We start from the raw sequence: 22,766 nt of genomic DNA, 5'->3' as shown, positions 1-22,766 counted from the left end.
TTACTTTTCCCAGTCGGCCTTGGCAATCAACAGGCCATGGTTGCCGTTATAGGCGGCGCGCTCGGGTTGTTTCCAGCCCTCCAGCAGCGCGTCGTCGAGGCGGTAGATTTCCACCCCCAGCGGACGGCAGACCTTCAACGGGTCTTCCGCATCCGGGCCCCACATCGGCAGCGACAGGTCGCCACCGGGGCAGGTGGAGAGGGCACACAGCAGGTCGATTTCGGCGAAGAACTCCAGATAGTCGCCCTGCTTGGCCGGGCAGGCTTTCATGAAGTACATGTCGTCGTGATTGAGGCCGGTGCACTGGAAAATGTTCAGCACGTCGTGCACGTCGAACTCGGTCAGGCCATGGGGCAGCACGGCGCGGGTCAGGTTGGAGTGGCAGTGGTGGTGGAAGTCTTCGCCCGTGAGCATCTTGTTCACGTAAGGGTCGCAGCGCGTGCCCAGCAAGTCATGCAGGCGCCCGCCGTGTTCGTCGATGCCATAGCCGGCCAGGCTGTCATCGGTGATGGTGACCATCGGCCGCAAAAACGGCAGGTTCGACCACAGGCGGTCGTAGGTGGTGACGTGCGCGCCTTGCAGCTGGCGGGTGCGTGCCGCCCACATGCGTTCGCGGGGGTCGTTGGCGCTCCACACGTTGAAGTCGCCGACCTGCGGGCCAACCGGCGTGGTCACGCGGAACACATGGCCTGCCGGTACTTTCCAGGCGCGGCCGGTGCGGATCGGCACTTCGAATTGCTCGATCAGGGTGCGGCCGTCCCGGGACTCGCGCACGCGGTCATAGAAGGCTTTGTCGACCTGCAAGGCAGCGCCTTTGCTGACTTGGTAGGCCGCTGGGTAGTCCTTGTACATGGTGGGTCCTCGCTTCAGGGTTTTGGAATGCTGCTCAGGATGTCCAGCAGCAGCGATTCGGAGTCATTGAGGTAGCTGGCCAGGGCTTCGCCGGCGGCTTGCTTGTGGCCGTCAACCAGCAAGTCGTGAATCTGCCGGTCGCGCTCCAGCCAGGGCTTCTGGAAGGTTTCCTCGCTGGGCGCGTTGGAAAACACCAGGCGCATCTGGGCTGCAATATGGGTAAAAAACTCGTCCAGCAACGGGCTGCGCATCAGCCCGACAATATGTTGGTGAAAGCGCAGGCTGTGGGTGCCGAAGGCTTGCCAGTTCTCGCGGTCCTGGGCCAGCTGCGCGGCCTCGATGGACTCCAGCATCAGGTCGGACTGGTATTCGCGCAGCGGCTTGCTGGCGGCGATGGCCTGCAGCTCCAGGGTGCGTCGCACCTTGAAGATGTCACGCACTTCCTCCACCCCCAGGCGGCGCACGATCACGCCTTTGTTGCGCACGTAGCTGGTCAGGCCTTCGCGGCCCAGGTGGTGCAAGGCTTCACGCACCGTGTTGCGCGAGGCGTTGTAGGCGTTCACCAGTTCGCTTTCCACCAGCGGCATGCCGGGCAGCAGGCGGCCGCCGATGATGTCTTCGCGCAGTTCGATGGCAACCTGGTCGGCCAGCGACAGGCTGGGTTCCTTGGCTTGGCTCACGTCGGGGCTCCTTGGGCTCACGCCAGTTGGACGTCTTTGAGGAACTTGGTCATGCGTTCGCTGCGTTGCTCGAGCATGTCACGCGGTGCGGCGTCCTGGATAATCTCGCCGCCTTCCATGAACACCACACGATCGGAAAGCTTGAACGCGAAGTTCATTTCATGGGTGACGATGACCATGGTCATGCCCTCGCGAGCCAATTCCTCGATTACCCCCAGTACGTCGCCCACCAGTTCCGGGTCGAGGGCCGAGGTGGGTTCATCGAACAGCATCACCGAAGGCCGCATCGCCAGGGCGCGGGCAATCGCCACCCGTTGCTGTTGCCCGCCGGATAGCTGGTGCGGGTATTTGCCGGCGTGCTCCAGCATGCCGACCTTGCGCAACAGGGCCAGGCTCAACAGGCGCAGTTCTTCGCCGCTACCATGGGCATGGTAGACCGGCGCGAGCATCACGTTCTCAAGGGCGGTTTTATGCGGGAACAGGTTGAACCCCTGGAACACCATGCCGACATGCACGATGCCGCGCATATGCACCTTGTGCCCCAGCGCGCCTTGCGGCTCCTGGCTGCCACGCAGGAACGGCTGGCCTTGCAGGGTGATTTCGCCACGGTCGAGGCTTTCGAGGCCGTTCATGGTACGAATCAGCGTGGTCTTGCCAGAGCCTGACGGGCCGATGATCGACACCACCTCGCCCCAGCGCACATTCAGTTCGACGCCCTTGAGCACTTCCAGCTCGCCATAGGCCTTGCGCACCCCGCGGGCCTGCAAGGCAAACTCGCCGGGCTCGGCCTGGCCGGGGGCACGACGCGTGGCCACCTGGTCGAGCACGGCGGGGGCGATGGCCTTGGGTTTGCGCCGGGTCACGTCCAGGTGGTTCTCCAGCACCCGCAACAGCCAACTGAACACCGTCACGATGAACACGTAATAGAACGCCACGGCCAGCATGGTCTCCATCACCAGGAAGTTCTGGGTGTAGAGCTGTTGGCCCACCAGCAGGATTTCCGAAAGCGAAATCACCGACACCAGCGAGGTGAGCTTGACGATGGTGATGTATTCGTTGGCCAGTGTCGGCAACGCAACCCGCAGCGCCTGCGGCACCACAATCAACCGCTGCACGCCGCGATAACCCACGCCCAGCGCCTTGCCGGCTTCGCGCTGCCCCTTGACCACCGCCAGCAGGCCGCCCCGATGGATCTCGGCGATGTAGGCCGCCTCACTCAGCACCAGGGCGATCAGGCCCGCGGAGTAGGGGTTGGACAACACCACGCTGGTGGACGGAAACACCTGCGGCAGGTTGTAGACGAAGATCAACAGCACCAGCAACGGCAGGCTGCGGAAGAACCAGATGTAGACGCCGGCGGAGTCCCGCAGCCAGCGGCGCTCCGACTGCCGCGCCAGGGCCAGGAAAAACCCCAGCACAATGCCCAGCAGCCAGGTTTCCAGGCTCAGTTCGACCACGGTGCCGACGGCTCGCCAGAAGTCGCCGTTCCATAACAAACCCAGGGTGTAGTGCCAATCGAATTGCATAAAGGTGCTCCGCGTTTCAGTTACCCAGTGCCGCACTGATCTCGGCGGCGTTCGGCTCGGCCAGGTTGTAGCGCGCCAGCAGCTTGCCGTAGCTGCCGTCCTGCTTGATCTGGCTCAGGGCACCGGTCAGCGCCTGGAGCAGTGCCGGGTTTTCCTTGCGCACGGCCAGGCCGACCACCACCGGGTAGATCAACTCGCTGGAGCTGATCACGGTTTTGCCTTGCAGTTTTTCCACGGTGATCTTGGCGACCGCCGCGTCTTCCATCTGCACGTCCACCGCCTGGGCGAGCAGGGCCTGGGCGGCCTCCGGGGACGTCGGGAACTCACGCGACTCGATCGCCGGCTTGCCCGCAGGGAGGCAGTAGTCCGCCGAAACCTTGTTCAGCTTTGGCACCCACGACGCGCCCTTGATCGACCCGACGCGCTTGCCGCACAGGTCTTCCGGGCGCTGGGGCTTGAAGTCGCCGGCACTGAGCACCATCAGCGAAGAACCGGTCTTCAAGTAGCTGAGGAAATCCACCTGTTTGGCGCGCTCGGGGGTGACGTACAGCGCCGAGGCCACCACGTCGAAACGCCGGGCGTTGACGCCGAGGATCAGGTTGGCGAAACGGGTGTCGAGAAAACGTGGTTTGAGCCCCAGTTGCTTGCCCATCAGTTGCATGAACTCCGGGTCGAAACCGGCCGGGGTCTTTTGCTCAAGGTAGGTGTAAGGCGGGTAGGTGAGGTCGGAGCCGATGGACAGCTCGCCCGGTTTCAGGGTGCCCTTGATTTCGGCAGCCGACAGCAGCGGCGTCACGCACGCCAGGGTGATCGCTAGCCCCAATGTGCGCAGGGTGTTCTTGCCCGTCAGACCTTTTTGCATGTTCGTCGCCTCGGTTGCTGGATGCAGGGAGATTCGGATTGTTCAACAATCCTGTATTAGCTAGTATGCGGTTATCGTGCCAACCAATGACTTTTTCAGTTTTTTGATGGGTTTTGACGCGTGAGACAGCCGTTTTTTGCAAGCGCGCACCCCAATTCGGGGCAATTCGTTACCGGGCGCCACGTTGTGAGGCAGGCATTTCGCGGACCATAAAGGACGCACTTATTGATAAAGTGCCGATTCGAAACCATGAGTGAACAGCAATGACGTCGACCTCCCAACGCCGCTCAACCCTGATTGCCTTGTTGGTCGCCGTCACCTTCTTCATGGAGAACCTCGATGCCACCGTGATCGCGACCGCGTTGCCGGACATCGCCAAAACCTTCGGCGTGGGCGCGGTGGACGTGAACATCGGCATGAGCGCCTACATGCTCGCCGTCGCGGTGTTCATTCCCATCAGCGGCTGGCTGGCCGACCGCTTTGGCTCGCGGCGGGTATTCGGTTGGGCAATCGTGCTGTTCAGCCTGTCGTCACTGCTGTGCGGGTGGAGCGACAGCCTGCAGACCTTCGTCGCCGCGCGCGTGTTGCAGGGCATCAGCGGCGCGATGATGGTGCCGGTGGGGCGCCTGGCGGTGCTGCGGGCTACCGAGAAAAAAGACCTGGTGCGGGCGATTTCATTCATCACCTGGCCCGGCCTGGTGGCGCCGATACTCGGGCCGCCGGTGGGCGGGTTTATCGTTACCCACGCGTCCTGGCCGTGGATTTTCTACCTCAACCTGCCGCTGGGCCTGCTGGCGCTGATTGCCACGCTGGTACTGATCCCCAAACACGACGAGGTCACGTCCCGCTCATTCGATTTCAGCGGCTTCCTGCTGGTGGGTGTCGCCAGCGCGGCGCTGTTGTACGGCGTGGAACTGCTCGGGCAAAGCCGTGGCAGCTTGTTGCAGGGCCTGTTACTCAGCGCTGCAGGCGTAATGCTCGGCGCCTTTGCCTGGCGCCATATGCGCCGGCATGCCCAACCATTGCTGGCGCTGGGTGTGGTGAGTGTGCGCACGTTCAGTGTGTGCCTGTGCGGCGGGTCGATTTTCCGGGTGGCCATCAGCACCTTGCCGTTCCTGCTGCCGCTGATGTTTCAACTGGCGTTCGGCCTTTCTGCATTCGATGCGGGGTTGCTGGTGCTCGCGGTATTTGCCGGCAACCTGGCGATGAAGCCGTTCACCACGGCGGTGATGCAGCGCTGGGGCTTTCGTCCGGTGCTGATGATCAACGGCATCCTTGGCGTGCTCGCGATTGCGGCCTGTGCGCTGCTGGACGAGCGCATGAGCTGGGCGCTGATCCTGTTCATTCTGTTCGTGGGTGGCCTGTCACGCTCCATGCAGTTCACCTTGTTCAACACCCTGGGGTTCGCTGATATACCCAAGGCGCAGATGAGCGACGCCTCAACCTTGTTCAGCATGTTCTTCCAGCTGAGCATGGCCATGGGCGTGGCGATTGGCGCGCTGTTGTTACGTTTTGCCATGAATTTTCACGGCAATACCGGGCAGGCCGCCACCGCCGATTTCCAGCTGACGTTTCTTCTAGTGGCGGTGATCGCCGGCGTGGCGCTGCTGGATAACCTGCGGCTGCCGCCCCAGGCCGGTGAGTCGGTTTTGCAGCGAAAGTGAACCCACGATACCTTCGGGGTATGACGCAACACCTATTGAATATTGGACGGCTTGCGTCCCCCGCATCACTCTGCGGTGAAGTACATACGCAGGGCCCATAACAATAAAAGGCGCAACCATGACCGTGCTATTGAGTGAGCGCAGCCAGATTTTCGACCGTGCAGATGCCTATGCCGTGTCCGACTACGTCAACCAGCATGTCGGCAGCCACTGCATCCGCCTGCCGCCCAAGGGCCGCCCGCAGGCGAGCATCAGCCACCGGACCTTTTCCAGCCTGGACCTGTGCCGCATCAGCTACGGCGCGCCGGTGCGGGTGACCTCGGTGGCGCTGGAAACCATCTACCACCTGCAGATCCTGCTGCACGGCCACTGCCGCTCGAGCTCCCGTGGCGAAGAACAGGTGTTGGGCCCCGGCGAAGTGCTGCTGATCAACCCGGATGACCCGGTAGACCTGACCTATTCCGCCGACTGCGAAAAATTCATCGTCAAGGTGCCCGTGCGCCTGCTGGAAAACGCCTGCCTTGAGCAGCACTGGACGTTGCCGCAGCCGGGCATCCGTTTTGCGGCGCCGCGCCACGCACTTGCCGAAATGGGTGGGTTCCTGCAATTGCTGGGGCTGATCTGCCATGAGGCCGAAAACGCCGCCGAACCCGAAGTGCAGGGCCTGTACGAGCGCATTGTGGCGAACAAGCTGTTGGCGCTGCTGGCCAGCAACGTCCTGCGGGTGATTCCGCGACCGGATCAGGGTGGGGGCTTTGAAGCCGTGCGTCAGTTCATCGAGGAGCACCTGGCCGACGACATCAGCGTCGAACAACTGATGGCCATCGCCAGGGTCAGCGAGCGTTCGTTGTATACCTTGTTTGAACGCCAGGTCGGCCTGTCACCCCGTGACTACATGCGCCAGCGCAAGCTGGAGCGGGTGCACGCCATGCTGCAACTGGCCACGGCGCGCAGCGTGACGGAGGTGGCGCTGGATCATGGGTTTGTGCATTTGGGGCGGTTCTCCGAGGCCTATCGCAAACGCTTTGGCGAGCTGCCTTCGCAAACCTGGAAGCGCCGGCTCGCGCCAGGCGGATAACGAATTGCAGTCAGCGGATATTGAGGGGTAGGGCAAGCACATAAGGTGGGGGGGCCTGATACAAGAACAACCGAGGGCCTACCCCATGATCAGCACATTCGACCGACTCGCCCGACAATTGCGCGACTCCGTCCAGGAAGATCCCGCCACTGGGGTGTTCCGCTGCCGCCGCGACATCTTTACCGACCCCGACCTGTTTGCCCTGGAAATGAAGCACATTTTCGAAGGCGGTTGGGTCTACCTGGCACACGAAAGCCAGGTGCCGGAGATCAACGACTACTTCACCACCTGGATCGGCCGCCAGCCCGTGGTCATCACCCGTGACAAACACGGCACGCTGCACGGCCTGGTCAACGCCTGCGCCCACCGTGGCGCGATGCTCTGCCGCCGTAAACAAGGCAACAAAGGCTCGTTTACCTGCCCGTTCCACGGCTGGACCTTCAGCAACGCCGGCAAGCTGCTCAAAGTGAAGGACGCCAAGACCGGCGCCTACCCCGACAGCTTCGACTGTGACGGCTCCCACGACTTGAAACGCCTTGGTCGCTTCGAAAACTATCGCGGCTTCCTGTTCGGCAGCCTCAGCGAGACGGTGCCGGAGCTGAGCGACTACCTGGGTGAGACCCGGGTGATCATCGACCAGATGGTCGACCAGGCCCCGCTGGGGCTGGAGGTGCTGCGGGGCAGTTCGTCATATGTGTATGACGGCAACTGGAAGCTGCAGATCGAAAACGGCGCCGACGGTTATCACGTCAGCTCCGTGCACTGGAACTACTCGGCGACCATGGGCCGGCGCAATTACGAAGCCGAAGGCACGCGCACCGTGGATGCCAATGGCTGGTCGAAAAGCCTGGGCGGCGTGTACGCCTACGAGCATGGCCATATCCTGCTGTGGACGCGCCTGCTCAACCCCGAAGTGCGTCCGGTGCATGCCCATCGCGAGGCGCTGGCCGAGCGCCTGGGCCAGGAACGCGCCGATTTTATCGTCGACCAAACCCGCAACCTGTGCCTCTACCCGAATGTGTACCTGATGGACCAGTTCTCCACGCAGATCCGCGTGGTACGGCCAATCGCGGTCGACAAGACCGAAGTCACGATCTATTGCATGGCGCCCAAGGGCGAAAGTGCCGAGGAACGCACCACGCGCATCCGCCAGTACGAAGATTTCTTCAACGTCAGCGGCATGGGTACACCGGACGATCTGGAAGAGTTCCGCGCCTGCCAGACCGGCTACCAGGGTGCGACCACCTTGTGGAATGACCTCAGCCGCGGCGCCAAACAGTGGGTCGAAGGCCCTGACGAAAACGCCCGGGCCATGGGCATGAATCCGCAGCTCAGTGGCGTCAAGACCGAGGACGAAGGCCTGTTCGTGCGCCAGCACGCCCACTGGGCCCAGAGCCTGCAACGCGCTATCGAACGGGAGCAGCAAGGCTTGATCGCGACGGACAAGGAGGTGCTGGCATGAGTGCTTCCCGTGACCGCCTGCTGGACTTTCTGTACCGCGAAGCCCGCCTGCTGGATGACCGCCAGTGGGATGAGTGGCTCGAATGCTATTCACCCAAGGTCGAGTACTGGATGCCGGCCTGGGACGACCACGACACGCTAACCGAAGACCCCCAGAGAGAAATCTCGCTGATCTATTACCCCAGCCGCGACGGCCTGGAAGACCGGGTGTTCCGGATCAAGACCGAGCGCTCCAGCGCCAGCACCCCGGAGCCGCGCACCGCGCACCTGATCACCAACCTCGAAGTGCTGGCCGACGACGGGCAGCACGTGGAGTTGCGTTTCAACTGGCAAACCCTCAGCCATCGCTACAAGACCACGGATACGTACTTCGGTACCTCGTTCTATCGCCTCGACATCCGCGCCGAACAGCCGCTGATCACGCGCAAGAAGGTGGTGCTGAAAAACGACTACATCCATCAGGTCATCGATATCTACCACATCTGAGGACACGCCCATGACGTACTCCATTGCCCTGAACTTCGAGGACGGGGTAACCCGTTTCATCGACTGCAAGGTGGGTGAAAAGGTCCTCGATGCGGCCTTTCGCCAACGTATCAACCTGCCCATGGACTGCTCCGACGGTGTGTGCGGCACCTGCAAATGCCGCTGTGAAACCGGCGTTTATGACTTGGGCGACGACTACATCGAAGACGCCCTGAGCGAGGATGAAGCCGGCGAACGCCAGGTGCTCACCTGCCAGATGGTGCCGCAGTCGGACTGCGTGATTGCCGTGCCGGTGCCTTCCGGTGCCTGCAAGACCGGCACCGCGCAATTTGCCGCGACGGTGGCGAGTATTACCCGGCATGCCGATGCAGCGTTGGAAGTCAGCTTCGAACTGGATCAGGCGCCGGTGTTCCTGCCGGGGCAATACGTGAATATCGGCGTGCCCGACAGTGGGCAGACCCGCGCGTATTCCTTCAGCAGTCGCCCCGGCGACAAACGCGCGAGCTTCCTGATCAAGCATGTGCCTGGCGGGTTGATGAGTGGCTGGCTGGAGCGTGCCCAGCCGGGCGACGCGGTGCCGATGACCGGGCCGCTGGGCAGTTTCTACCTGCGCGAAGTGGCGCGGCCACTGCTGTTGCTGGCAGGTGGTACGGGGCTGGCGCCGTTCCTGTCGATGCTTGAAGTGTTGGCCGAGCGCGAGGAAACCCGGCCGGTCACGCTGATCTACGGCGTGACGCGGGACCAGGACCTGGTGATGGTCGAGGCGCTGGAGGCGTTCGCCCAACGCCTGCCCAACTTCGGTTTTGTCACCTGCGTGGCCGACCCCCAGACCGCGCACCCCCGGCAGGGGTATGTCACCCAGCACATGGCCGCTGACGTGCTGAACGATGGCGACGTGGATGTGTACCTGTGCGGGCCGCCACCGATGGTCGACGCGGTACGCCAGCACTTCAAGAACCAGGGCGTCACCCCCGCCAGCTTCCACTACGAGAAGTTCACCCCCAACACCATCGTCACCGGCGACGCCGCCTGAGGAATCCCCCATGACTCCACGTTTCAACACCCAGGTTGCGCTGGTGACCGGCGCCGCCCAGGGCATCGGTCGGCGGGTTGCCGAGCGTTTGCTGGAAGAGGGCGCCTGGCTGGTGGCCGTCGATCGCTCGGAACTCGTGCATGAATTGCAGCATGAGCGGGCGCTGATCCTCACCGCCGACCTGGAGCAGCATGCCGAATGTGCCCGTGTGATGGCCGCTGCCAAGGCACGGTTCGGGCGTATCGATATCCTGGTCAACAACGTCGGCGGGACCATCTGGGCCAAGCCCTTCGAGCACTACGCCGAGAACGAAATCGAAGCCGAGGTGCGCCGCTCGCTGTTCCCGACCCTGTGGTGCTGCCATTGCGTGTTGCCCTACATGCTGGAGCAGGGCAGCGGTGCCATCGTCAATGTCTCGTCCGTGGCCACGCGCGGAGTGAACCGTGTGCCGTATGGCGCGGCCAAGGGCGGCGTCAACGCCGTGACCGCGTGCCTGGCCCTGGAGACCGCCGGCAGCGGCATTCGGGTCAACGCCACCGCACCCGGTGGCACCGAGGCGCCACCGCGGCGGATCCCGCGCAACAGCCAGCCCCAGAGCGACCAGGAGCGCGTCTGGTACCAGCAGATCGTCGACCAGACCCTCGACAGCAGCCCGATGAAGCGCTACGGCAGCATCGACGAACAAGCCGGCGCGATTCTGTTTCTCGCCTCTGATGAGGCCTCCTACATCACGGGCGTCACCTTGCCGGTAGGAGGCGGCGACCTCGGCTGACCCAGCGCCGTACCTGCAGACACTGACTCACAACAACAATAATGAGAGCACTGCCATGCGTACCCATGACGTCAATTCGATTATCGATAATGCCCATTTCAATCGTTTCCACTGGCTGGTGGTCAGCCTGTGTGCTGTGCTGTTGATCTTTGACGGTTATGACTTGTTCATCTACGGCGTGGTCTTGCCGTCGATCATGAAGGAATGGGGACTATCGCCCCTGCAGGCCGGCGCTCTGGGCAGTTATGCGCTGTTCGGGATGATGTTCGGCGCGCTGGTCTTCGGCAGCCTGGCCGACAAGTTCGGTCGCCGCAAAGGCATCGCCATCTGCTTTGCCTTGTTCAGCGTCGCCACGGTGATTAACGGTTTTGCCAGCAACCCGACTGAGTTCGGAATCTGCCGGTTTATTGCCGGGCTCGGCTGTGGCGGCCTGATGCCCAATGCGGCCGCACTGATTACCGAATACGCACCGAAGAAAATGCGCAGCATCCTGATGGCGGTGATGTTTGGCGGGTACTCGCTGGGCGGCATGCTGTCGGCCGGCGTGGGGATTTTCATGCTGCCGCGTTTTGGCTGGTCGTCCATGTTCTTCGCCGCGGCGATCCCGCTGCTGCTGATGCCGTTGATTGTGTACTGGCTGCCTGAGTCCATCGGGTTCCTGATTCGCCAGGGCCGCAATGAACAGGCGCGTGAGCTGCTCAAGCGCCTGTCGCCGCAGACCCGGATCGACCCGCAAGACCAACTGCTCGTCAGCGCCGGTAAAGGCAAGGGCGCTTCGGTGCTGGAGTTGTTCCGCCACGGCCTGGCCTTGAGGACGGCGGCGATCTGGATCGCGTTTTTCTGCTGCCTGTTGATGGTCTACGCCCTGAGTTCCTGGCTGCCCAAACTGATGGCGGGTGCCGGTTACAGCCTGGGATCGAGCCTGTCGTTCCTGCTGGCGCTGAATTTTGGCGGCATCGCCGGGGCGCTTGTCGGTGGCTGGCTGTGTGACCGGCTTAACCTGGTGAAGGTGGTGATCGGTTTCTTTATCGCCGCGCTGCTCTCCATCAGCCTGCTGGGTATCAAGAGCCCGATGCCGGTCCTGTACCTGCTGATCTTTTTTGCCGGCGCCACCACCATCGGCACGCAAATCCTGCTGTACGCCGGCGCCGCACAACTCTATGGCTTGAACATTCGAGCCACCGGCCTGGGCTGGGCTTCCGGTATCGGTCGTACCGGCGCCATCGTCGGCCCGCTGCTGGGCGGCGCGCTGATGGGGATTGAACTGCCGCTGCACCTGAACTTCATGGCCTTTGCCATCCCCGGGGCCATCGCCGTGCTGGCAATGACGGCGTATGCGCTGAATGAACGTCGGGGCCGGCAGGAGGTGATCGCCGCCCCGGCGCAGTAACTGTCGATAACAATAACTAAGAGCAACGACATGAACACACAACGTATCTGGCTATCCCTGTTGGGCGTGCCCCTTGCGGCGACGGCGGCCGAGGGCGGGTTTTTCGAGGACTCCACCGCCACCTTGCAGGCGCGCAACTATTACTTCAGCCGCGATTTCTCGGACATCGTCGGCGCCAACAAGCAATCAAAGGCAGAGGAGTGGGGCCAGGGTTTTATCCTGACCTATAAATCCGGCTACACCCCGGGGCCCGTGGGCTTTGGCCTGGATGCCCTGGGCACCCTCGGCCTCAAGCTCGACAGCAGCCCGGACCGCACCAATACCGGCCTGCTCCCGGTCAAGGGCGACGGCAGCGCCCCGCATGATTACAGCCGTTTGGGCCTGACCTTCAAAGCCAGGTTTTCCAGGACCGAATTGAAGGTCGGCGAACTGCAACCGAACCTGCCGGTGCTGGCCTTCAGCGATATCCGTTTGCTGCCGCCGAGCTATCAGGGCGTGAGTGTCAGCTCCGGCGAAATCGCCGGCCTTGCGCTACAGGCCGGGCACTTGACCACCACCAGCCTGCGCAACGAAGCCGGCGACGAGAAAATGATCGCCATGCTCGGCCATGTGCCGCAACGCGGCGCTGAAGGTGATGGGTTCAACTACGTCGGCGGCGACTACGCCTTCAACACCAACCGCACCAGCGTCAGCTACTGGCATGGCCAACTCAAGGACATCTACCGCCAGGACTTTGTCGGCCTCAAGCACAGCCAGCCAATGGGTGAGTGGACGCTCGGCGCCAACCTCGGCTACTACGATGCCCGGGAAGACGGCGACAAACTGCTCGGCAAGATCGACAACCAGGCGTTTTTCTCGCTGCTGTCGGCCAAGCATGGCGGCCATATCTTCTACGTCGGTTATCAAGCCATGTATGGCGACAGTGCCTTCCCGCGGGTCTTCGCCAACATCACGCCGCTGGGCAACGAAGTACCCACCTACGAGTTTGCCTACACCGACGAGCGCTCCTGGCAAGTGCGGTACGACTATGACTTCGTGGCGCTGGGCATTCCGGGGCTGACCACCACCGTGCGTTATATCACCGGTAACAACGTGACCACCGGCGCGGGTTATGAAGGCAAGGATCGCGAGCGCGACCTGGATATCGGCTATGTGGTGCAAAGCGGCACATTGAGCGGCCTGGGCATCCGAGTGCGTAACGTCATGGCTCGTTCAAACTACCGCAGCGACATCGACGAGAACCGGCTGATCCTCAGTTACACCTGGAAGCTGCTTTAAACCCCGCCCTGGCACGTGCCCATGACCTGGTAGTTGAGGGTGTGGCTGACGCCCTGGCTGTCGAGATACACCATGGTCGCCGGTTCTACCTGGCAACTGCCCGGCACGGGCGTGATTGAAACAACGTGTTGGATATCCAGCGCTTCATTGCTGCCGGCCGCCATGGCGCCGGCGGCGGTGAAAAACAGGAGCAGGCTGAGCCATTTGATATTCATGATGAGTTCCTCTGTGAGTAGGGTTCATTTTAGTGATTGCCGCAGCGGGATAAAGACAGGAACAGGTGAATGACTCGTACGTATCACGTAGCAATCGAGGGGCAATGTTGATGGATTTGCTCAATGGCATGCGGGTGTTTGCCCGGGTTGTCGACACTGGCAGCTTTGCCGCAGCGGCCGAGGCGCTGGACCTGTCCGGGGCACACGTATCACGGTTGATCTGCGAGCTGGAAAAACACCTGCAGACCCGCCTGTTGCAACGCACCACCCGACGCCTGGGCCTTACCGATTCGGGCGAGCGCTTTCTGTTGCGCTGTCGCGACATTCTTGAAGACGTCAGGGAGGCCACGGCAGAAGCCAGCGGCGCGCACCTCAACCCGCGCGGGCGATTGCGGGTGCATTGCATGAGCGGGTTGGGGGTGCTGATCACGCCGCTGATTGCCCGCTACAGCGAGCAATACCCGGACGTGTCCATCGAGTTGACCCTGTCCCAGCACAACCCGGACCCGCTTGAAGAGGGTCACGACGTGGTGATCTCCATCGCCCATTCGTTGCCGGATTCGGCGCTGGTCAGCCAGACGATCGGGCAGTTGTTCAGTGTGCCCTGTGCGGCACCGGGGTATCTGGCCCGGTACGGCGTGCCCGAGCATCCGCAGCAGTTGATGCAGCATCGACGGTTGCATCTGCAGGATTTCCAGGAGGATGCGTGGTTGTTCAAGGGGCAAGAGGGCGAGATTGCGATTTCGCCGGGTGACACCTTCAGGACCAATGTCGCGGATGCGATGGTCAAGGCGACGCAGGAAGGCATGGGCATCAGTCTGTTGCCGTTTTTCAGTGCAAGCGCGGCACTGCGGGAAGGTTCGCTGGTACGGCTGTTGCCCGACTATCGGCTAAGGGAGCGCAGCATTTTCGCGGTGTATCCGTCGAGGCGTTTTTTGGATGCCAAGGTGCGCACGTGGGTCGCGTTTTTGCAGGTGCAATTGCCGGTGTTGCTGGCGGAGCAGGTGAACGTGATTGAGGCTCCCCGAGGCTAGCGCGTTGCAGTACGACGGATATAACGCGCCGGCGACGAGCCCAGCGTCTTGCGAAACATGCTGATGAACGAACTGACCGACTCATACCCCAGCGCCTCGGCGGTCCGTTGCACCGATTCGCCCTCGGCCAGGCTCTGCAAGGCCACGATGATTTGCCATTGTTTGCGCCATTGGCCAAAAGTCAGGCCTGTTTCGCTCTTGACCAGGCGGGCCAGGGAGCGCTCGCTCATGGCCACCTGGCGTGCCCACTGGGCCATGGTGCAACGGTTTGACGGGTCCTGGGCCAGGCCGCGGGCGATGAAGCGCAACTGCGTAGCAGCGGGGAGCGGCAGGTACAACTGCTCCGAGGGAGCCAGTTCCAGTTGTTCAAGGAGCACGCTCGCCACGCGCGAATTGGCAGAGGCAGGCGGATAATCCTGGGGCTGGGCGCTCAGGTGCAGGATCAACGCCAGGACCAGCGGCGAAAGCACCAGCGTGCAGCATTTCTCCGGTAGCGCGGCGGCGCCGGGCTCGACAAACAGATAGCCGATCCTGCCGTTGGCGGTCACCCGGTTGCTGTGGGCGATACCGCCCGGAATCCACACGCCGAAGCCCGACGGCACCATCCACACGCCATCCTCTACGGTACACACGATACCGCCGTGATATGCCACCACCAGTTGGCCTTTGCGGTGGCTGTGCACGGGGAATTCGGTGTCGTTGCGCTGGCTGCCGAGCATCAACGCGACGGCGGGCTGATCAAAACTGTCCAGTTCGAATTGATCAACGCCCTGGAGCTTCATCTCGCCCATGTTGCACCGCCTCGATTGTCTGAAATTGATTATATCCTGGCAGCATACTCAATATCGGCACGACCTTGCAGTCCCTACCATCTTCATCAAGGCGATCAAGGTGATTGCCGACTGCGAGATTCAACCGATGCTCAGCGAAATCACGATTGCCCACCTCTACATTCCTCCGTTCTTGCTCTACGTCGGCGTTGCAGCCCTGGTGTACGGGCTACTGGAGCGGGCCCTGCGGCGCGGGCTGGATTGGGCCTGGCACCCCAGCCTGGCGCGTTTCTTTGTGTCGCTGATCGTGCTCTCGACCTTGGTTCTGAGCTTTTGAGGGCAGCGCGATGATCATCAAACACATCCTCAAGACCCTCGTCACCCTGGTGCTCGGGCTGGCCGCATTGCTGTTCTGCACGCAACTGTGGCGTGCCTATGAGTTGGCCCCCTGGACGCGGGACGGGCGTGTCAGCGCGCAAGTTATCCGTATTGCCCCCGAGGTGTCCGGCCAGGTCGAACACCTGCTGGTGGGTGACAACCAGTGGGTCGCCAAGGGCGCGTTGCTGTACCAGATCGATCGCAGCAGCTACTTGCTTGCCCAGCAACAGCGCACGGCCGAGCTTGCCGAGGCGCGCAGTGTTTTCGAGCAGCGCAGTGCACAGCTCAAACGCCGCAACCAGCTCGGCGATGCGATTGCGCGGGAGGAAACCGACAACGCAGCCCGGGACCTGGCGGTGGCCAGGGCGCGCCTGGATGCGGCCCGCAGCCAACTGGCCCATGCGCGGCTGGATCTGGACCGCACGACGATTCGTTCGCCGGTCGACGGCTATGTGACCCAGTTGCGGCTGCAGCCGGGTGATTACGCGGCAGCGGGCGAGACCAATATCTTTGTGGTCGATAGCCATAGCTTCTGGGTCACCGGTTACTTCGAGGAGACCAAGCTGGCCGGTGTTCGGGTGGGGGCTGTGACGTCCATCAAGCTGATGGGTTTTTCACCGCTGCTCGAAGGGCATGTGGCGAGCATTGGTCGGGGCATTGCCGACGGCAACGAGCTGCGCAGTAACAGTGGTTTGCCCCAGGTGGCGCCTACGTTCAGCTGGATACGCCTGGCCCAGCGCGTGCCCGTACGGATTGAACTGGACAAGGTGCCGCCCGGTGTGGAACTGGCGGCGGGGATGACCGCCAGCATCGAGGTTGCCGAGGAGGGCACGGCGCCGCGCTGGAGGCTGGTGCAATGGCTTCAGGCGTTCATGTGATGCTCCGTGCACTGCGCATGCTGGGGGCATGGGAAGCTGCTACCTCGGGCTATGTGCTGCGTAGTCTTTTGGCGGCCTCATTGGCCCTGTGGCTGGGGTTCCAATTACACCTGGATTCGCCATTCTCGGCCGCCTCAACCGTGTTGTTGCTGATCCATCCGCTGCAGGGGGCAGTGGTTGGCAAGGGCTTCCACCGGGCACTGGGTACCCTCGTGGGGTTGGCTGTGGCATTGGTCCTGACCAGCCTGTTCGCCCAGCAAATGCTGCTGTTTATCCTCGGGATCGGGGTATGGCTGGGCCTTTGTGTCGGCGCCATGACCGTGCTTCGGCACTACCAGGCCACGGCGGCGGTGGTCGCCGGCTACACCGTTTGCCTGGCCCTGGGGCCCGCCATCGTCGCGCCGCAGCAAGGTTTCGAACATATCGTCGGACGGGGCACGGCCGTTGTTCTGGGGGTGTTGAGCCTGAGCCTGGTGGCCACGTTATTCAGCCGCAAGACCGTCGAGCGCACACTGACCATGGCACTTCGCGACGTCTCGTCGCGCACCCTGCGGTTATTGGCCGTGCGGTTTGACGGCGGGCCGGCGCGTGCGCAGGACCCGCTGGCCATCGATATCAGCAAAGTGGACGACCTTCTCGGGATTGGTCGGGGCGAGTCGGTGCTGATCCGCGCCAGGCTGGCGACCCTGCAGGCAGGACTTGCGTATCTGCATGCCGTGGTGCTCGACGAATGTGCGATACCTTCGCACGCTGGAATCGGCGCACAGTTGCGCCAGCTGGCTGAAGCCATGCCCGGGTTTTGCGTGGCGGCCGATCGTGTCCGGGAGCTGCAAGCCAGCCTTGAACCAGGCGCGAGCCAGCGGCGTCTGAATGAACCATTGGCCGAACTGGCCAGCGCCTTGTCGAGTTTTGCCTGCCTTGAGCGCGCGCCCCTGCCGCCGGCCCGCGCCGTGGGGTTTCACCGACACTACGGCGCTGCACTGCGTAACGGTGTGCGAGCGTTGCTGGCCACGCTGGCGACCGGTGCTGTCTGGTACCTCACCGGCTGGGACCAGGGGCCAACCTTGCTGGCCGTACTGGGTCCGTTCTGCACCTTGCTGGCCACCAGCGCGGCGCCCGAGCAAGGCATTGCGAGCCTTGCCAGGGGAACCTTCTACGCAATCCTGGCAGCGGCGGGGTGTAAGTTCCTGCTGTTGCCGCACATCAGCGGGTTCGGGTTGCTCACGGTGGTGCTGGCTGCGTTCTGGGCGGTCGGGATTCATGCCACGACCCGGCCGCGCCATGCCCTGCAAGGCGTCGCCTACCTGATTACGTTCAACACCCTGGTCGGCACCGCCGGGACCGCCCAATACGACTTCGCTGACTTCGTGAATCAAGCCCTGGCCTGGATGGTGACGCTCGCTATCTGCCTGCTGGCCTTCCAGTTGCTGCCGGGGAAACCCGCCAGCCACGCCGACGTCCTGAGGACCGCGCTGCACAAAGACACGCGCCAGTTACTGCGTCGCTGGCACCGCATGGATCTTCTGAAGTGGCAGGCCACGCAACAGCACCGGATGGTTGCCCTGCAAGCGCTGTCGGGCGCCGATGAGGCCGGTGCCGTCTCGCTTCAACTGGGTCGACAGTTAAGGTTGCTGCACCGCAAGACACGCGACCTGGAGCCTGATTCATCAATCGCCAGGTGTGTGCAAGCGGGCGACCGGCGTATTGCCAGATATGCCTTCGATTCAGCGATCAGCGCGGCCCAGGCCCGGCGTACGTCGAGATCACTGATCCGCCTTGGTGCCCGCGACCTGGCTGCTTGTTACCGGGATTTGGCGGGGTTGCTCGACCAATACCAGCGTGCCGATATCCGAACCAGTTTCAGCTAAAACAACGAAGGTGAGATGAAATGAAGCAACTCCTTATCTGGACGCTTTTCGGGATGATCGTGTCTGTGCCAATGGCGGTGCAGGCATCGGACGGGGCTGAGGCGCTGGCCCGCTGGCAACAGCAATTCAAACAAGAGCAAAAAAAGCTCGCTGAGCACCGGGCGGCTGGCCGCGATTCAAGGCCCAAGGCCGATCGCCAGCGATGAGCCGGTTCCCGGGGAATTGCAATCTATTCGGAGCGAAGTGACGAGTTCGGTGTGATGCCCGGCGGTGCTGTTGCTTTATAGGCTGTCCGGGTCGCCGAAGAACATCTGAATCCGCGACCTTAACCACCGTTCCCCCGGATCATTGTCCTGTGACCCACGCCACGCCATGTGCAATTCAAATGTGCGCACCGGCAGTGGCGGCTCCTCAGCCCGCAAGCCACCCGCTGAAGTCAACGCTTCAGCGGCATAGTCCGGCACGGTCGCGACAATATCGGTGCCCGCCAGCAATGTCCCCAGCCCATTGAACTGCGGCACAGCCAGCACGACATGGCGCTTGCGGCCCAGTTTTTCCAGTTCTTCATCCAGAAACCCGCTCAAATCCCCGGCGAATGACACCAGGGCATGGGGCCGCGCGCAGAAGTCATCCAGGCTCATGGAGCCCGGCATGCTGTCGGCCCGCAACAGCATCGGCTTGCTGCGGCGCAATACCTTGCGCTTGGCGTTGGCCGGCAAATCGGTGGTGTAGCTCACGCCGATGGAGATTTCGCCGGAGGCCAGCAGGCCGGGCATCAGGATGTAGTTGACGCGGCGCACTACCAGCACGATGCCGGGGGCTTCGGCCCGCAGGCGCTTGAGCAGCAGCGGCAGCAGGGCGAATTCGACGTCGTCCGACAGGCCGATGCGGAATACCGCGGTGCTGGTGGCCGGGTCGAATTCGGAGGCGCGGCTGACGGCCGTGGAAATCGAGTCCAGGGCCGGGGAGAGCAGGGCGAAGATTTCTACCGCACGGGCCGAGGGCTCCATGCTGCGTCCGGTACGCACGAACAACGGGTCGTCGAACAGGCCGCGCAGGCGTGACAGGGCTGCGCTGATGGCCGGCTGGCCAAGGAACAGTTTCTCGGCAGCGCGGGTCACACTGCGCTCATGCATCAAGGTTTCGAATACGATCAACAGGTTGAGGTCGACACGACGCAGGTCGTTACGGTTCATCTTGTGTCCCAGGCGGCGTCAGTAAACTTGACGGGAGCGGTCATATAAGAACAATGACCGGCATGAATCTTACGGGGAAAGGCTGGTACTCTGCACCGGCTAATTCAGTTTTCCTACATGGCTTGGCACCTTTTCCGTATGTGCGGAATCAATGACAGGCATGTCGACTATTAACGGCGACCGGTGGTCTTGCCCCGAAAGCCCAGATAGAGTTCATGGCAATAGAGGTTACTTTGACGAGGTTTGCGATGTCCCGCACGATCCGTTTTCACAAGTTTGGTCCGGCCGAGGTGCTCAAATGCGAAGAGCATGCAGCCGCTAAGCCCGCACCGGGCGAAGTGCAGGTGCGCGTCGAGGCGATTGGCATCAGCTGGTACGACATTCTGTGGCGCCAGAACCTGGCGTCGTCCCATGCCCGCTTGCCTTCCGGCCTTGGCCATGAAATGGCCGGCGTGGTTGTGGCCGTTGGCGAGGGTGTCGACGACCTGGCGGTGGGTGACAAGGTCGCCAGCTTCCCGGCCGAGAGCCCGAATGACTACCCGGTGTACGGCGAACAGATCGTCCTGCCGCGCTCGGCCCTGACCCGCTACCCGGATGTCCTGAGCCCGATCGAAGCCAGCGTGCACTACACGCCGCTGCTGATTGCCTACTTTGCGTACATGGACCTGGCGCGGGTCAAACCCGGGCAATTCGCCCTGGTAACGGACGCCAGCCACTGTGCCGGCCCATCGTTCGTGCAACTGGGCAAAGCCCTGGGTGTGCGGGTGATTGCTGCGACCAAGACCAGTGATGAGCGCGAATACCTGCTGTCCCTCGGGGCCGAGAAGGTCATCGTCACCGAAGAGCAGGACCTGCTGATGCAAGTCAACAAGTTCACCGACAACCGCGGCGTAGACGTGGTGTTCGATGGCTTGGGTGGCCCGCAGATGTCGTTGCTGGGTGATGTGCTGGCGCCGCGTGGCAGCCTGGTGCTGTACGGCCTGCAAGGTGGCAACCAGACGCCATTCCCGGCCTGCGCGGCGTTCCAGAAGAACATTCAGTTCTTTGTGCACTGCATCGGCAACTTCACCGGCAAACCGGAACTGGGCATCATCCAGGACCAGGTGGCCTTGCAGCGAGCCCTGCGTGACATCAACCAACTGACCGCCGACAAGGTGCTGGTACCGCTGAAAACCACGGTATTTCCGTTCAGCCAGTTCGTTGAAGCGCACCGCTATATGGACGAATGTCCGTGCCGTGAACGGGTTGCCTTGCAGGTAGAAACTGTTTGATCTGTGGGAATATTCTCAAGCGAGTATTCCTGCCCCCGGGCGCATGGGGCAAATGCGCCATTTGACAGGACTTAACCTGCCCACCGCTTGAATCGGGATTTCAGCACTTCAGCCCGATAAACCAGATGTATGCCCCTGACGCCGCCCTGAATCCCAGCGCGGCGTTGTCGTGTCTGCACACTCGATACCCCATGCAAGCCCCCATCTGAACCGGTTTTAGCCGGCGTTCTGTATCTGTTAATCATTATTCAAGTGCCGATAATTGCCCCGTCACTTTTATCTCAAGGATTGAGCAATGATTGAATATATGAAATCACCCCGTACATCCGTCAAGCCCAATAATGTTTCCCATGGCTGTTTTGCCGGAACATCAATATTGAAGTGGGTTATGTCGGATGCTTCTCTAGTTTGTAAGTTAAAGCAGCGTAGGAAGTTGTCAGAGCGTTCCTAAGACTTTCGGTTTGGGCTGCGTGCCCCTTGGCTTGGCGCCTTTTCGGGACTGGAAGCCCCCAAAGGCAGGCTTGGCAGGTAGGGCCCGGTGCTAATCTCCATTGAATGTCACATGTTGTAACGCCCCTACAGAAACAACAGGTCAGGCAAATGCCGTCAACGATTGCCCGAAACTGATATTTCAACTCAGGTAGTAGAACTATGAGCGCTATTCACGAACAAGCCATGAACTATGTCTATCAACAAGTATTGCAACGCTTGATAGGGCATTTCTCTCGAACAGAACGTACCTCGCTCCAGTTATTGATTCAACGAATCGTGGTAGCGGCAGGCGGCATGGAGCGGATCGGTGAATACAAGGTGCTGGTAGCTCACGGCGCAGGCGCCGGCAGCAGCTATGTCCTGGCGTTGTTGCGGGCAGCCCAGCTGACGCTTGCAGGCCGGGCGCCGCGGACGTTTCAACTGCGGGTCGCGACCTTGCGCCATGCCGGCATGTCGCAAAATGCCCTGGACACGCTGCATCGCGGCTACAGCGCGCTGTTCCTGCATGACGATGCGCGTGTCGAATTGCTGATGGTCGAGAATCAGGAAGTCTTGCCGTTCAACCACCTGCGGCCGGCCTCCAGTGCGGCGCGCGACACCAGCCGGCGCAATATGCTGATGGTGGGGCACCTGACTTCGGGAGATCTTCGCCAAACCCTGTGCAACGACGCCTACCTGGCCCTCGGTGACTTTTACCAGCGCGTCACCACTTGCAATGGCGGCGTGCACGCGCTGGTCAGCGGTGACTCCGCGCGCAAGCAGCGGGAGTACCTGGCGTGGCTGAAGAAGGCCGCGCTGGCGAGCGGTGCAGAGATCCCGCCGCGCCAGCCCCTGGTGCTCAGCGGGCTGTTCGCGCGCATGGACGAGTGGAGCAACGCCTATTACTGCGACCTTTACGGCGAGCGCTACGCCGTCGCCGATAAGTCCGACACGGACAACCATCGCCACTTGGCCTATATCGGCGCTGCCGACCTTAAGGACGCGGCCGAATACACCTCCGGGCCGCTGTTGCGTCAGTTCATGGGCTATGAACCGGACGAGTTTGGCTTTCATTTCAGCCACGCGAGCTATGCGAACCCGTTGCTGATGGCCCATCTGCGGGGCCTGCAGGCCGAGTGCCTGCGGGAACTGGATTACGAGGAGGGCGCACAGGGCTTCATGCAGCAGGCCGCGCTGTTCATGCGGCGCAAGCAGATTCCCGAACACCTGATTGCACAGGCAGCGACCCAGGATGGTCGAGCGCTGGCGGCCGACTACGCCCAGGCGCTGTTCGGATTGGATGAAAGCCAACTGAACTGCCTGATGTTTTCGCCGTTTATCCGTCACGGCGAGCGCCTCGAAAGCTTTTTGCGCCAATGCCACCCCGGCATGCTGGTGGCACTTCCCGAGCTGCACAAGGCGCTGCAAGGCAAGCCGGTGGCCGAGATGCTGGTGCAATGGGCCATCGACATCAGCGGGTTGCCGATCGACCTGCTGCAACATCTCTATCGCAAGCGGCCAGCCACCGGCGTGCCGGGCATGGCCGAGACGCCACAGCAAGATGCTCCCGCCCTGGCAGCCTACCAACTGGCGGGGCGTTAAG

The 22,766-nt window shown here is 62.1% G+C and carries 22 protein-coding genes; 15 read left to right on the top strand and 7 right to left on the bottom strand.

The features are described from left to right. Genes HX824_RS00965 through HX824_RS00950 form a run of 4 tightly spaced genes read right to left on the bottom strand, consistent with a single transcriptional unit; the run spans position 1 to position 3,920 of the window. Entirely contained in the window at positions 1-852 is an 852-nt protein-coding gene (locus HX824_RS00965; protein WP_102604621.1) for a DUF1989 domain-containing protein, read from the bottom strand. A gap of 14 nt (positions 853-866) precedes the next feature. Continuing rightward, positions 867-1,532, bottom strand: a complete 666-nt coding sequence (locus HX824_RS00960; RefSeq protein WP_003210850.1) for a GntR family transcriptional regulator — start codon at positions 1,530-1,532, stop codon at positions 867-869. 17 nt (positions 1,533-1,549) lie between these two features. Further along, positions 1,550-3,058 carry an amino acid ABC transporter permease/ATP-binding protein gene (locus HX824_RS00955; RefSeq protein WP_177029214.1) on the bottom strand — a complete coding sequence of 503 codons (1,509 nt, stop codon included), beginning with the start codon at positions 3,056-3,058 and terminating at the stop codon, positions 1,550-1,552. A gap of 16 nt (positions 3,059-3,074) precedes the next feature. Continuing rightward, positions 3,075-3,920, bottom strand: coding sequence for an ABC transporter substrate-binding protein (locus HX824_RS00950; protein WP_087694529.1), 846 nt, complete (start codon positions 3,918-3,920; stop codon positions 3,075-3,077). A gap of 263 nt (positions 3,921-4,183) precedes the next feature. Here HX824_RS00950 and HX824_RS00945 point away from each other — a divergent pair, with 263 nt between their 5' ends. The 8 genes from HX824_RS00945 (at position 4,184) to HX824_RS00910 (ending at position 13,082) form a co-directional block, all read left to right on the top strand. Continuing rightward, the gene (locus HX824_RS00945; protein WP_177054032.1) at positions 4,184-5,584 is read left to right on the top strand and encodes a DHA2 family efflux MFS transporter permease subunit; all 1,401 of its coding nucleotides are present in this window, start codon (positions 4,184-4,186) and stop codon (positions 5,582-5,584) included. 118 nt (positions 5,585-5,702) lie between these two features. Continuing rightward, complete coding sequence (locus HX824_RS00940) at positions 5,703-6,662, top strand: AraC family transcriptional regulator (protein WP_008433834.1); 960 nt, start codon at positions 5,703-5,705, stop codon at positions 6,660-6,662. Between the two features lie 85 nt (positions 6,663-6,747). Beyond that, entirely contained in the window at positions 6,748-8,124 is a 1,377-nt protein-coding gene (locus HX824_RS00935) for a Rieske 2Fe-2S domain-containing protein (protein WP_003210841.1), read from the top strand. After that, positions 8,121-8,609: a benzoate 1,2-dioxygenase small subunit gene (benB, locus tag HX824_RS00930; RefSeq protein ID WP_102604627.1), complete on the top strand. Its 489-nt coding sequence runs from the start codon at positions 8,121-8,123 to the stop codon at positions 8,607-8,609. The genes HX824_RS00935 and benB overlap by 4 nt, the downstream gene beginning before the upstream one ends. A gap of 10 nt (positions 8,610-8,619) precedes the next feature. Continuing rightward, positions 8,620-9,642 carry a benzoate 1,2-dioxygenase electron transfer component BenC gene (benC, locus tag HX824_RS00925; RefSeq protein ID WP_177054031.1) on the top strand — a complete coding sequence of 341 codons (1,023 nt, stop codon included), beginning with the start codon at positions 8,620-8,622 and terminating at the stop codon, positions 9,640-9,642. A gap of 10 nt (positions 9,643-9,652) precedes the next feature. Continuing rightward, a complete protein-coding gene (locus HX824_RS00920) occupies positions 9,653-10,414 on the top strand; it encodes a 1,6-dihydroxycyclohexa-2,4-diene-1-carboxylate dehydrogenase (RefSeq protein ID WP_177054030.1) in 762 nt (253 codons plus the stop codon). A 55-nt stretch (positions 10,415-10,469) separates the two neighbouring features. Further along, the gene (locus HX824_RS00915) at positions 10,470-11,804 is read left to right on the top strand and encodes an MFS transporter (protein ID WP_102369133.1); all 1,335 of its coding nucleotides are present in this window, start codon (positions 10,470-10,472) and stop codon (positions 11,802-11,804) included. A gap of 30 nt (positions 11,805-11,834) precedes the next feature. Continuing rightward, complete coding sequence (locus tag HX824_RS00910) at positions 11,835-13,082, top strand: OprD family porin (protein WP_008433829.1); 1,248 nt, start codon at positions 11,835-11,837, stop codon at positions 13,080-13,082. Here the strand turns inward: HX824_RS00910 and HX824_RS00905 are convergent. After that, on the bottom strand, positions 13,079-13,297 hold the full coding sequence (locus HX824_RS00905) for a DUF2790 domain-containing protein (protein ID WP_008433828.1): 219 nt from the start codon (positions 13,295-13,297) through the stop codon (positions 13,079-13,081). The two genes, HX824_RS00910 and HX824_RS00905, sit on opposite strands and share 4 nt — an antisense overlap. A 110-nt stretch (positions 13,298-13,407) precedes the next feature. Between HX824_RS00905 and HX824_RS00900 the strand changes: the two genes are divergently transcribed. Beyond that, entirely contained in the window at positions 13,408-14,331 is a 924-nt protein-coding gene (locus HX824_RS00900; protein WP_177021724.1) for a LysR family transcriptional regulator, read from the top strand. On the opposite strand, the gene HX824_RS00895 is transcribed toward HX824_RS00900, so the two are convergent. After that, positions 14,328-15,122 carry a helix-turn-helix domain-containing protein gene (locus tag HX824_RS00895; RefSeq protein ID WP_003217152.1) on the bottom strand — a complete coding sequence of 265 codons (795 nt, stop codon included), beginning with the start codon at positions 15,120-15,122 and terminating at the stop codon, positions 14,328-14,330. The genes HX824_RS00900 and HX824_RS00895 overlap by 4 nt on opposite strands. Before the next feature lie 127 nt (positions 15,123-15,249). On the opposite strand from HX824_RS00895, the gene HX824_RS32845 reads away from it, so the two are divergent. From HX824_RS32845 to HX824_RS00875, 4 genes are read left to right on the top strand one after another with little or no spacing between them, the layout of a single operon-like run. Then, entirely contained in the window at positions 15,250-15,438 is a 189-nt protein-coding gene (locus tag HX824_RS32845) for a DUF1656 domain-containing protein (RefSeq protein WP_371319406.1), read from the top strand. 10 nt (positions 15,439-15,448) lie between these two features. After that, positions 15,449-16,357 (top strand): HlyD family secretion protein, encoded by a 909-nt coding sequence (locus HX824_RS00885; RefSeq protein ID WP_177020820.1) that lies wholly within the window; start codon positions 15,449-15,451, stop codon positions 16,355-16,357. Continuing rightward, the gene (locus tag HX824_RS00880) at positions 16,357-18,225 is read left to right on the top strand and encodes an FUSC family protein (protein WP_177054028.1); all 1,869 of its coding nucleotides are present in this window, start codon (positions 16,357-16,359) and stop codon (positions 18,223-18,225) included. The genes HX824_RS00885 and HX824_RS00880 overlap by 1 nt, the downstream gene beginning before the upstream one ends. Positions 18,226-18,245: 20 nt before the next feature. Continuing rightward, complete coding sequence (locus tag HX824_RS00875) at positions 18,246-18,431, top strand: hypothetical protein (RefSeq protein ID WP_134326668.1); 186 nt, start codon at positions 18,246-18,248, stop codon at positions 18,429-18,431. A gap of 75 nt (positions 18,432-18,506) precedes the next feature. On the opposite strand, the gene HX824_RS00870 is transcribed toward HX824_RS00875, so the two are convergent. After that, entirely contained in the window at positions 18,507-19,421 is a 915-nt protein-coding gene (locus tag HX824_RS00870; RefSeq protein WP_003217142.1) for a LysR family transcriptional regulator, read from the bottom strand. A 248-nt stretch (positions 19,422-19,669) separates the two neighbouring features. On the opposite strand from HX824_RS00870, the gene HX824_RS00865 reads away from it, so the two are divergent. Then, positions 19,670-20,692, top strand: coding sequence for a zinc-dependent alcohol dehydrogenase family protein (locus HX824_RS00865; RefSeq protein WP_003217140.1), 1,023 nt, complete (start codon positions 19,670-19,672; stop codon positions 20,690-20,692). Between the two features lie 651 nt (positions 20,693-21,343). Next, entirely contained in the window at positions 21,344-22,765 is a 1,422-nt protein-coding gene (locus HX824_RS00860) for a hypothetical protein (RefSeq protein WP_177054027.1), read from the top strand. The last annotated feature ends 1 nt before the right edge of the window (position 22,766 follow it).

The sequence above is a fragment of the Pseudomonas sp. D4002 genome (assembly GCF_013385665.1).
Taxonomy (GTDB): Bacteria; Pseudomonadota; Gammaproteobacteria; order Pseudomonadales; family Pseudomonadaceae; genus Aquipseudomonas.
The sequence above is the reverse complement of the archived record's forward strand: the minus strand, read 5'-3'. Positions and strand labels throughout refer to the sequence as shown.

Excerpts from the sequence above, each read along its gene's own strand:
- HX824_RS00865 (WP_003217140.1), top strand. The coding sequence starts at position 19,670 with ATGTCCCGCACGATCCGTTTTCACAAGTTTGGTCCGGCCGAGGTGCTC.
- HX824_RS32845 (WP_371319406.1), top strand. The coding sequence starts at position 15,250 with ATGCTCAGCGAAATCACGATTGCCCACCTCTACATTCCTCCGTTCTTG.
- benB (WP_102604627.1), top strand. The coding sequence starts at position 8,121 with ATGAGTGCTTCCCGTGACCGCCTGCTGGACTTTCTGTACCGCGAAGCC.
- HX824_RS00900 (WP_177021724.1), top strand. The coding sequence starts at position 13,408 with ATGGATTTGCTCAATGGCATGCGGGTGTTTGCCCGGGTTGTCGACACT.
- HX824_RS00955 (WP_177029214.1), bottom strand. The coding sequence starts at position 3,058 with ATGCAATTCGATTGGCACTACACCCTGGGTTTGTTATGGAACGGCGAC.
- HX824_RS00950 (WP_087694529.1), bottom strand. The coding sequence starts at position 3,920 with ATGCAAAAAGGTCTGACGGGCAAGAACACCCTGCGCACATTGGGGCTA.
- benC (WP_177054031.1), top strand. The coding sequence starts at position 8,620 with ATGACGTACTCCATTGCCCTGAACTTCGAGGACGGGGTAACCCGTTTC.
- HX824_RS00885 (WP_177020820.1), top strand. The coding sequence starts at position 15,449 with ATGATCATCAAACACATCCTCAAGACCCTCGTCACCCTGGTGCTCGGG.
- HX824_RS00870 (WP_003217142.1), bottom strand. The coding sequence starts at position 19,421 with ATGAACCGTAACGACCTGCGTCGTGTCGACCTCAACCTGTTGATCGTA.
- HX824_RS00905 (WP_008433828.1), bottom strand. The coding sequence starts at position 13,297 with ATGAATATCAAATGGCTCAGCCTGCTCCTGTTTTTCACCGCCGCCGGC.
- HX824_RS00910 (WP_008433829.1), top strand. The coding sequence starts at position 11,835 with ATGAACACACAACGTATCTGGCTATCCCTGTTGGGCGTGCCCCTTGCG.
- HX824_RS00935 (WP_003210841.1), top strand. The coding sequence starts at position 6,748 with ATGATCAGCACATTCGACCGACTCGCCCGACAATTGCGCGACTCCGTC.
- HX824_RS00920 (WP_177054030.1), top strand. The coding sequence starts at position 9,653 with ATGACTCCACGTTTCAACACCCAGGTTGCGCTGGTGACCGGCGCCGCC.
- HX824_RS00895 (WP_003217152.1), bottom strand. The coding sequence starts at position 15,122 with ATGGGCGAGATGAAGCTCCAGGGCGTTGATCAATTCGAACTGGACAGT.
- HX824_RS00965 (WP_102604621.1), bottom strand. The coding sequence starts at position 852 with ATGTACAAGGACTACCCAGCGGCCTACCAAGTCAGCAAAGGCGCTGCC.
- HX824_RS00880 (WP_177054028.1), top strand. The coding sequence starts at position 16,357 with ATGCTCCGTGCACTGCGCATGCTGGGGGCATGGGAAGCTGCTACCTCG.
- HX824_RS00915 (WP_102369133.1), top strand. The coding sequence starts at position 10,470 with ATGCGTACCCATGACGTCAATTCGATTATCGATAATGCCCATTTCAAT.
- HX824_RS00860 (WP_177054027.1), top strand. The coding sequence starts at position 21,344 with ATGAGCGCTATTCACGAACAAGCCATGAACTATGTCTATCAACAAGTA.
- HX824_RS00945 (WP_177054032.1), top strand. The coding sequence starts at position 4,184 with ATGACGTCGACCTCCCAACGCCGCTCAACCCTGATTGCCTTGTTGGTC.
- HX824_RS00875 (WP_134326668.1), top strand. The coding sequence starts at position 18,246 with ATGAAGCAACTCCTTATCTGGACGCTTTTCGGGATGATCGTGTCTGTG.
- HX824_RS00940 (WP_008433834.1), top strand. The coding sequence starts at position 5,703 with ATGACCGTGCTATTGAGTGAGCGCAGCCAGATTTTCGACCGTGCAGAT.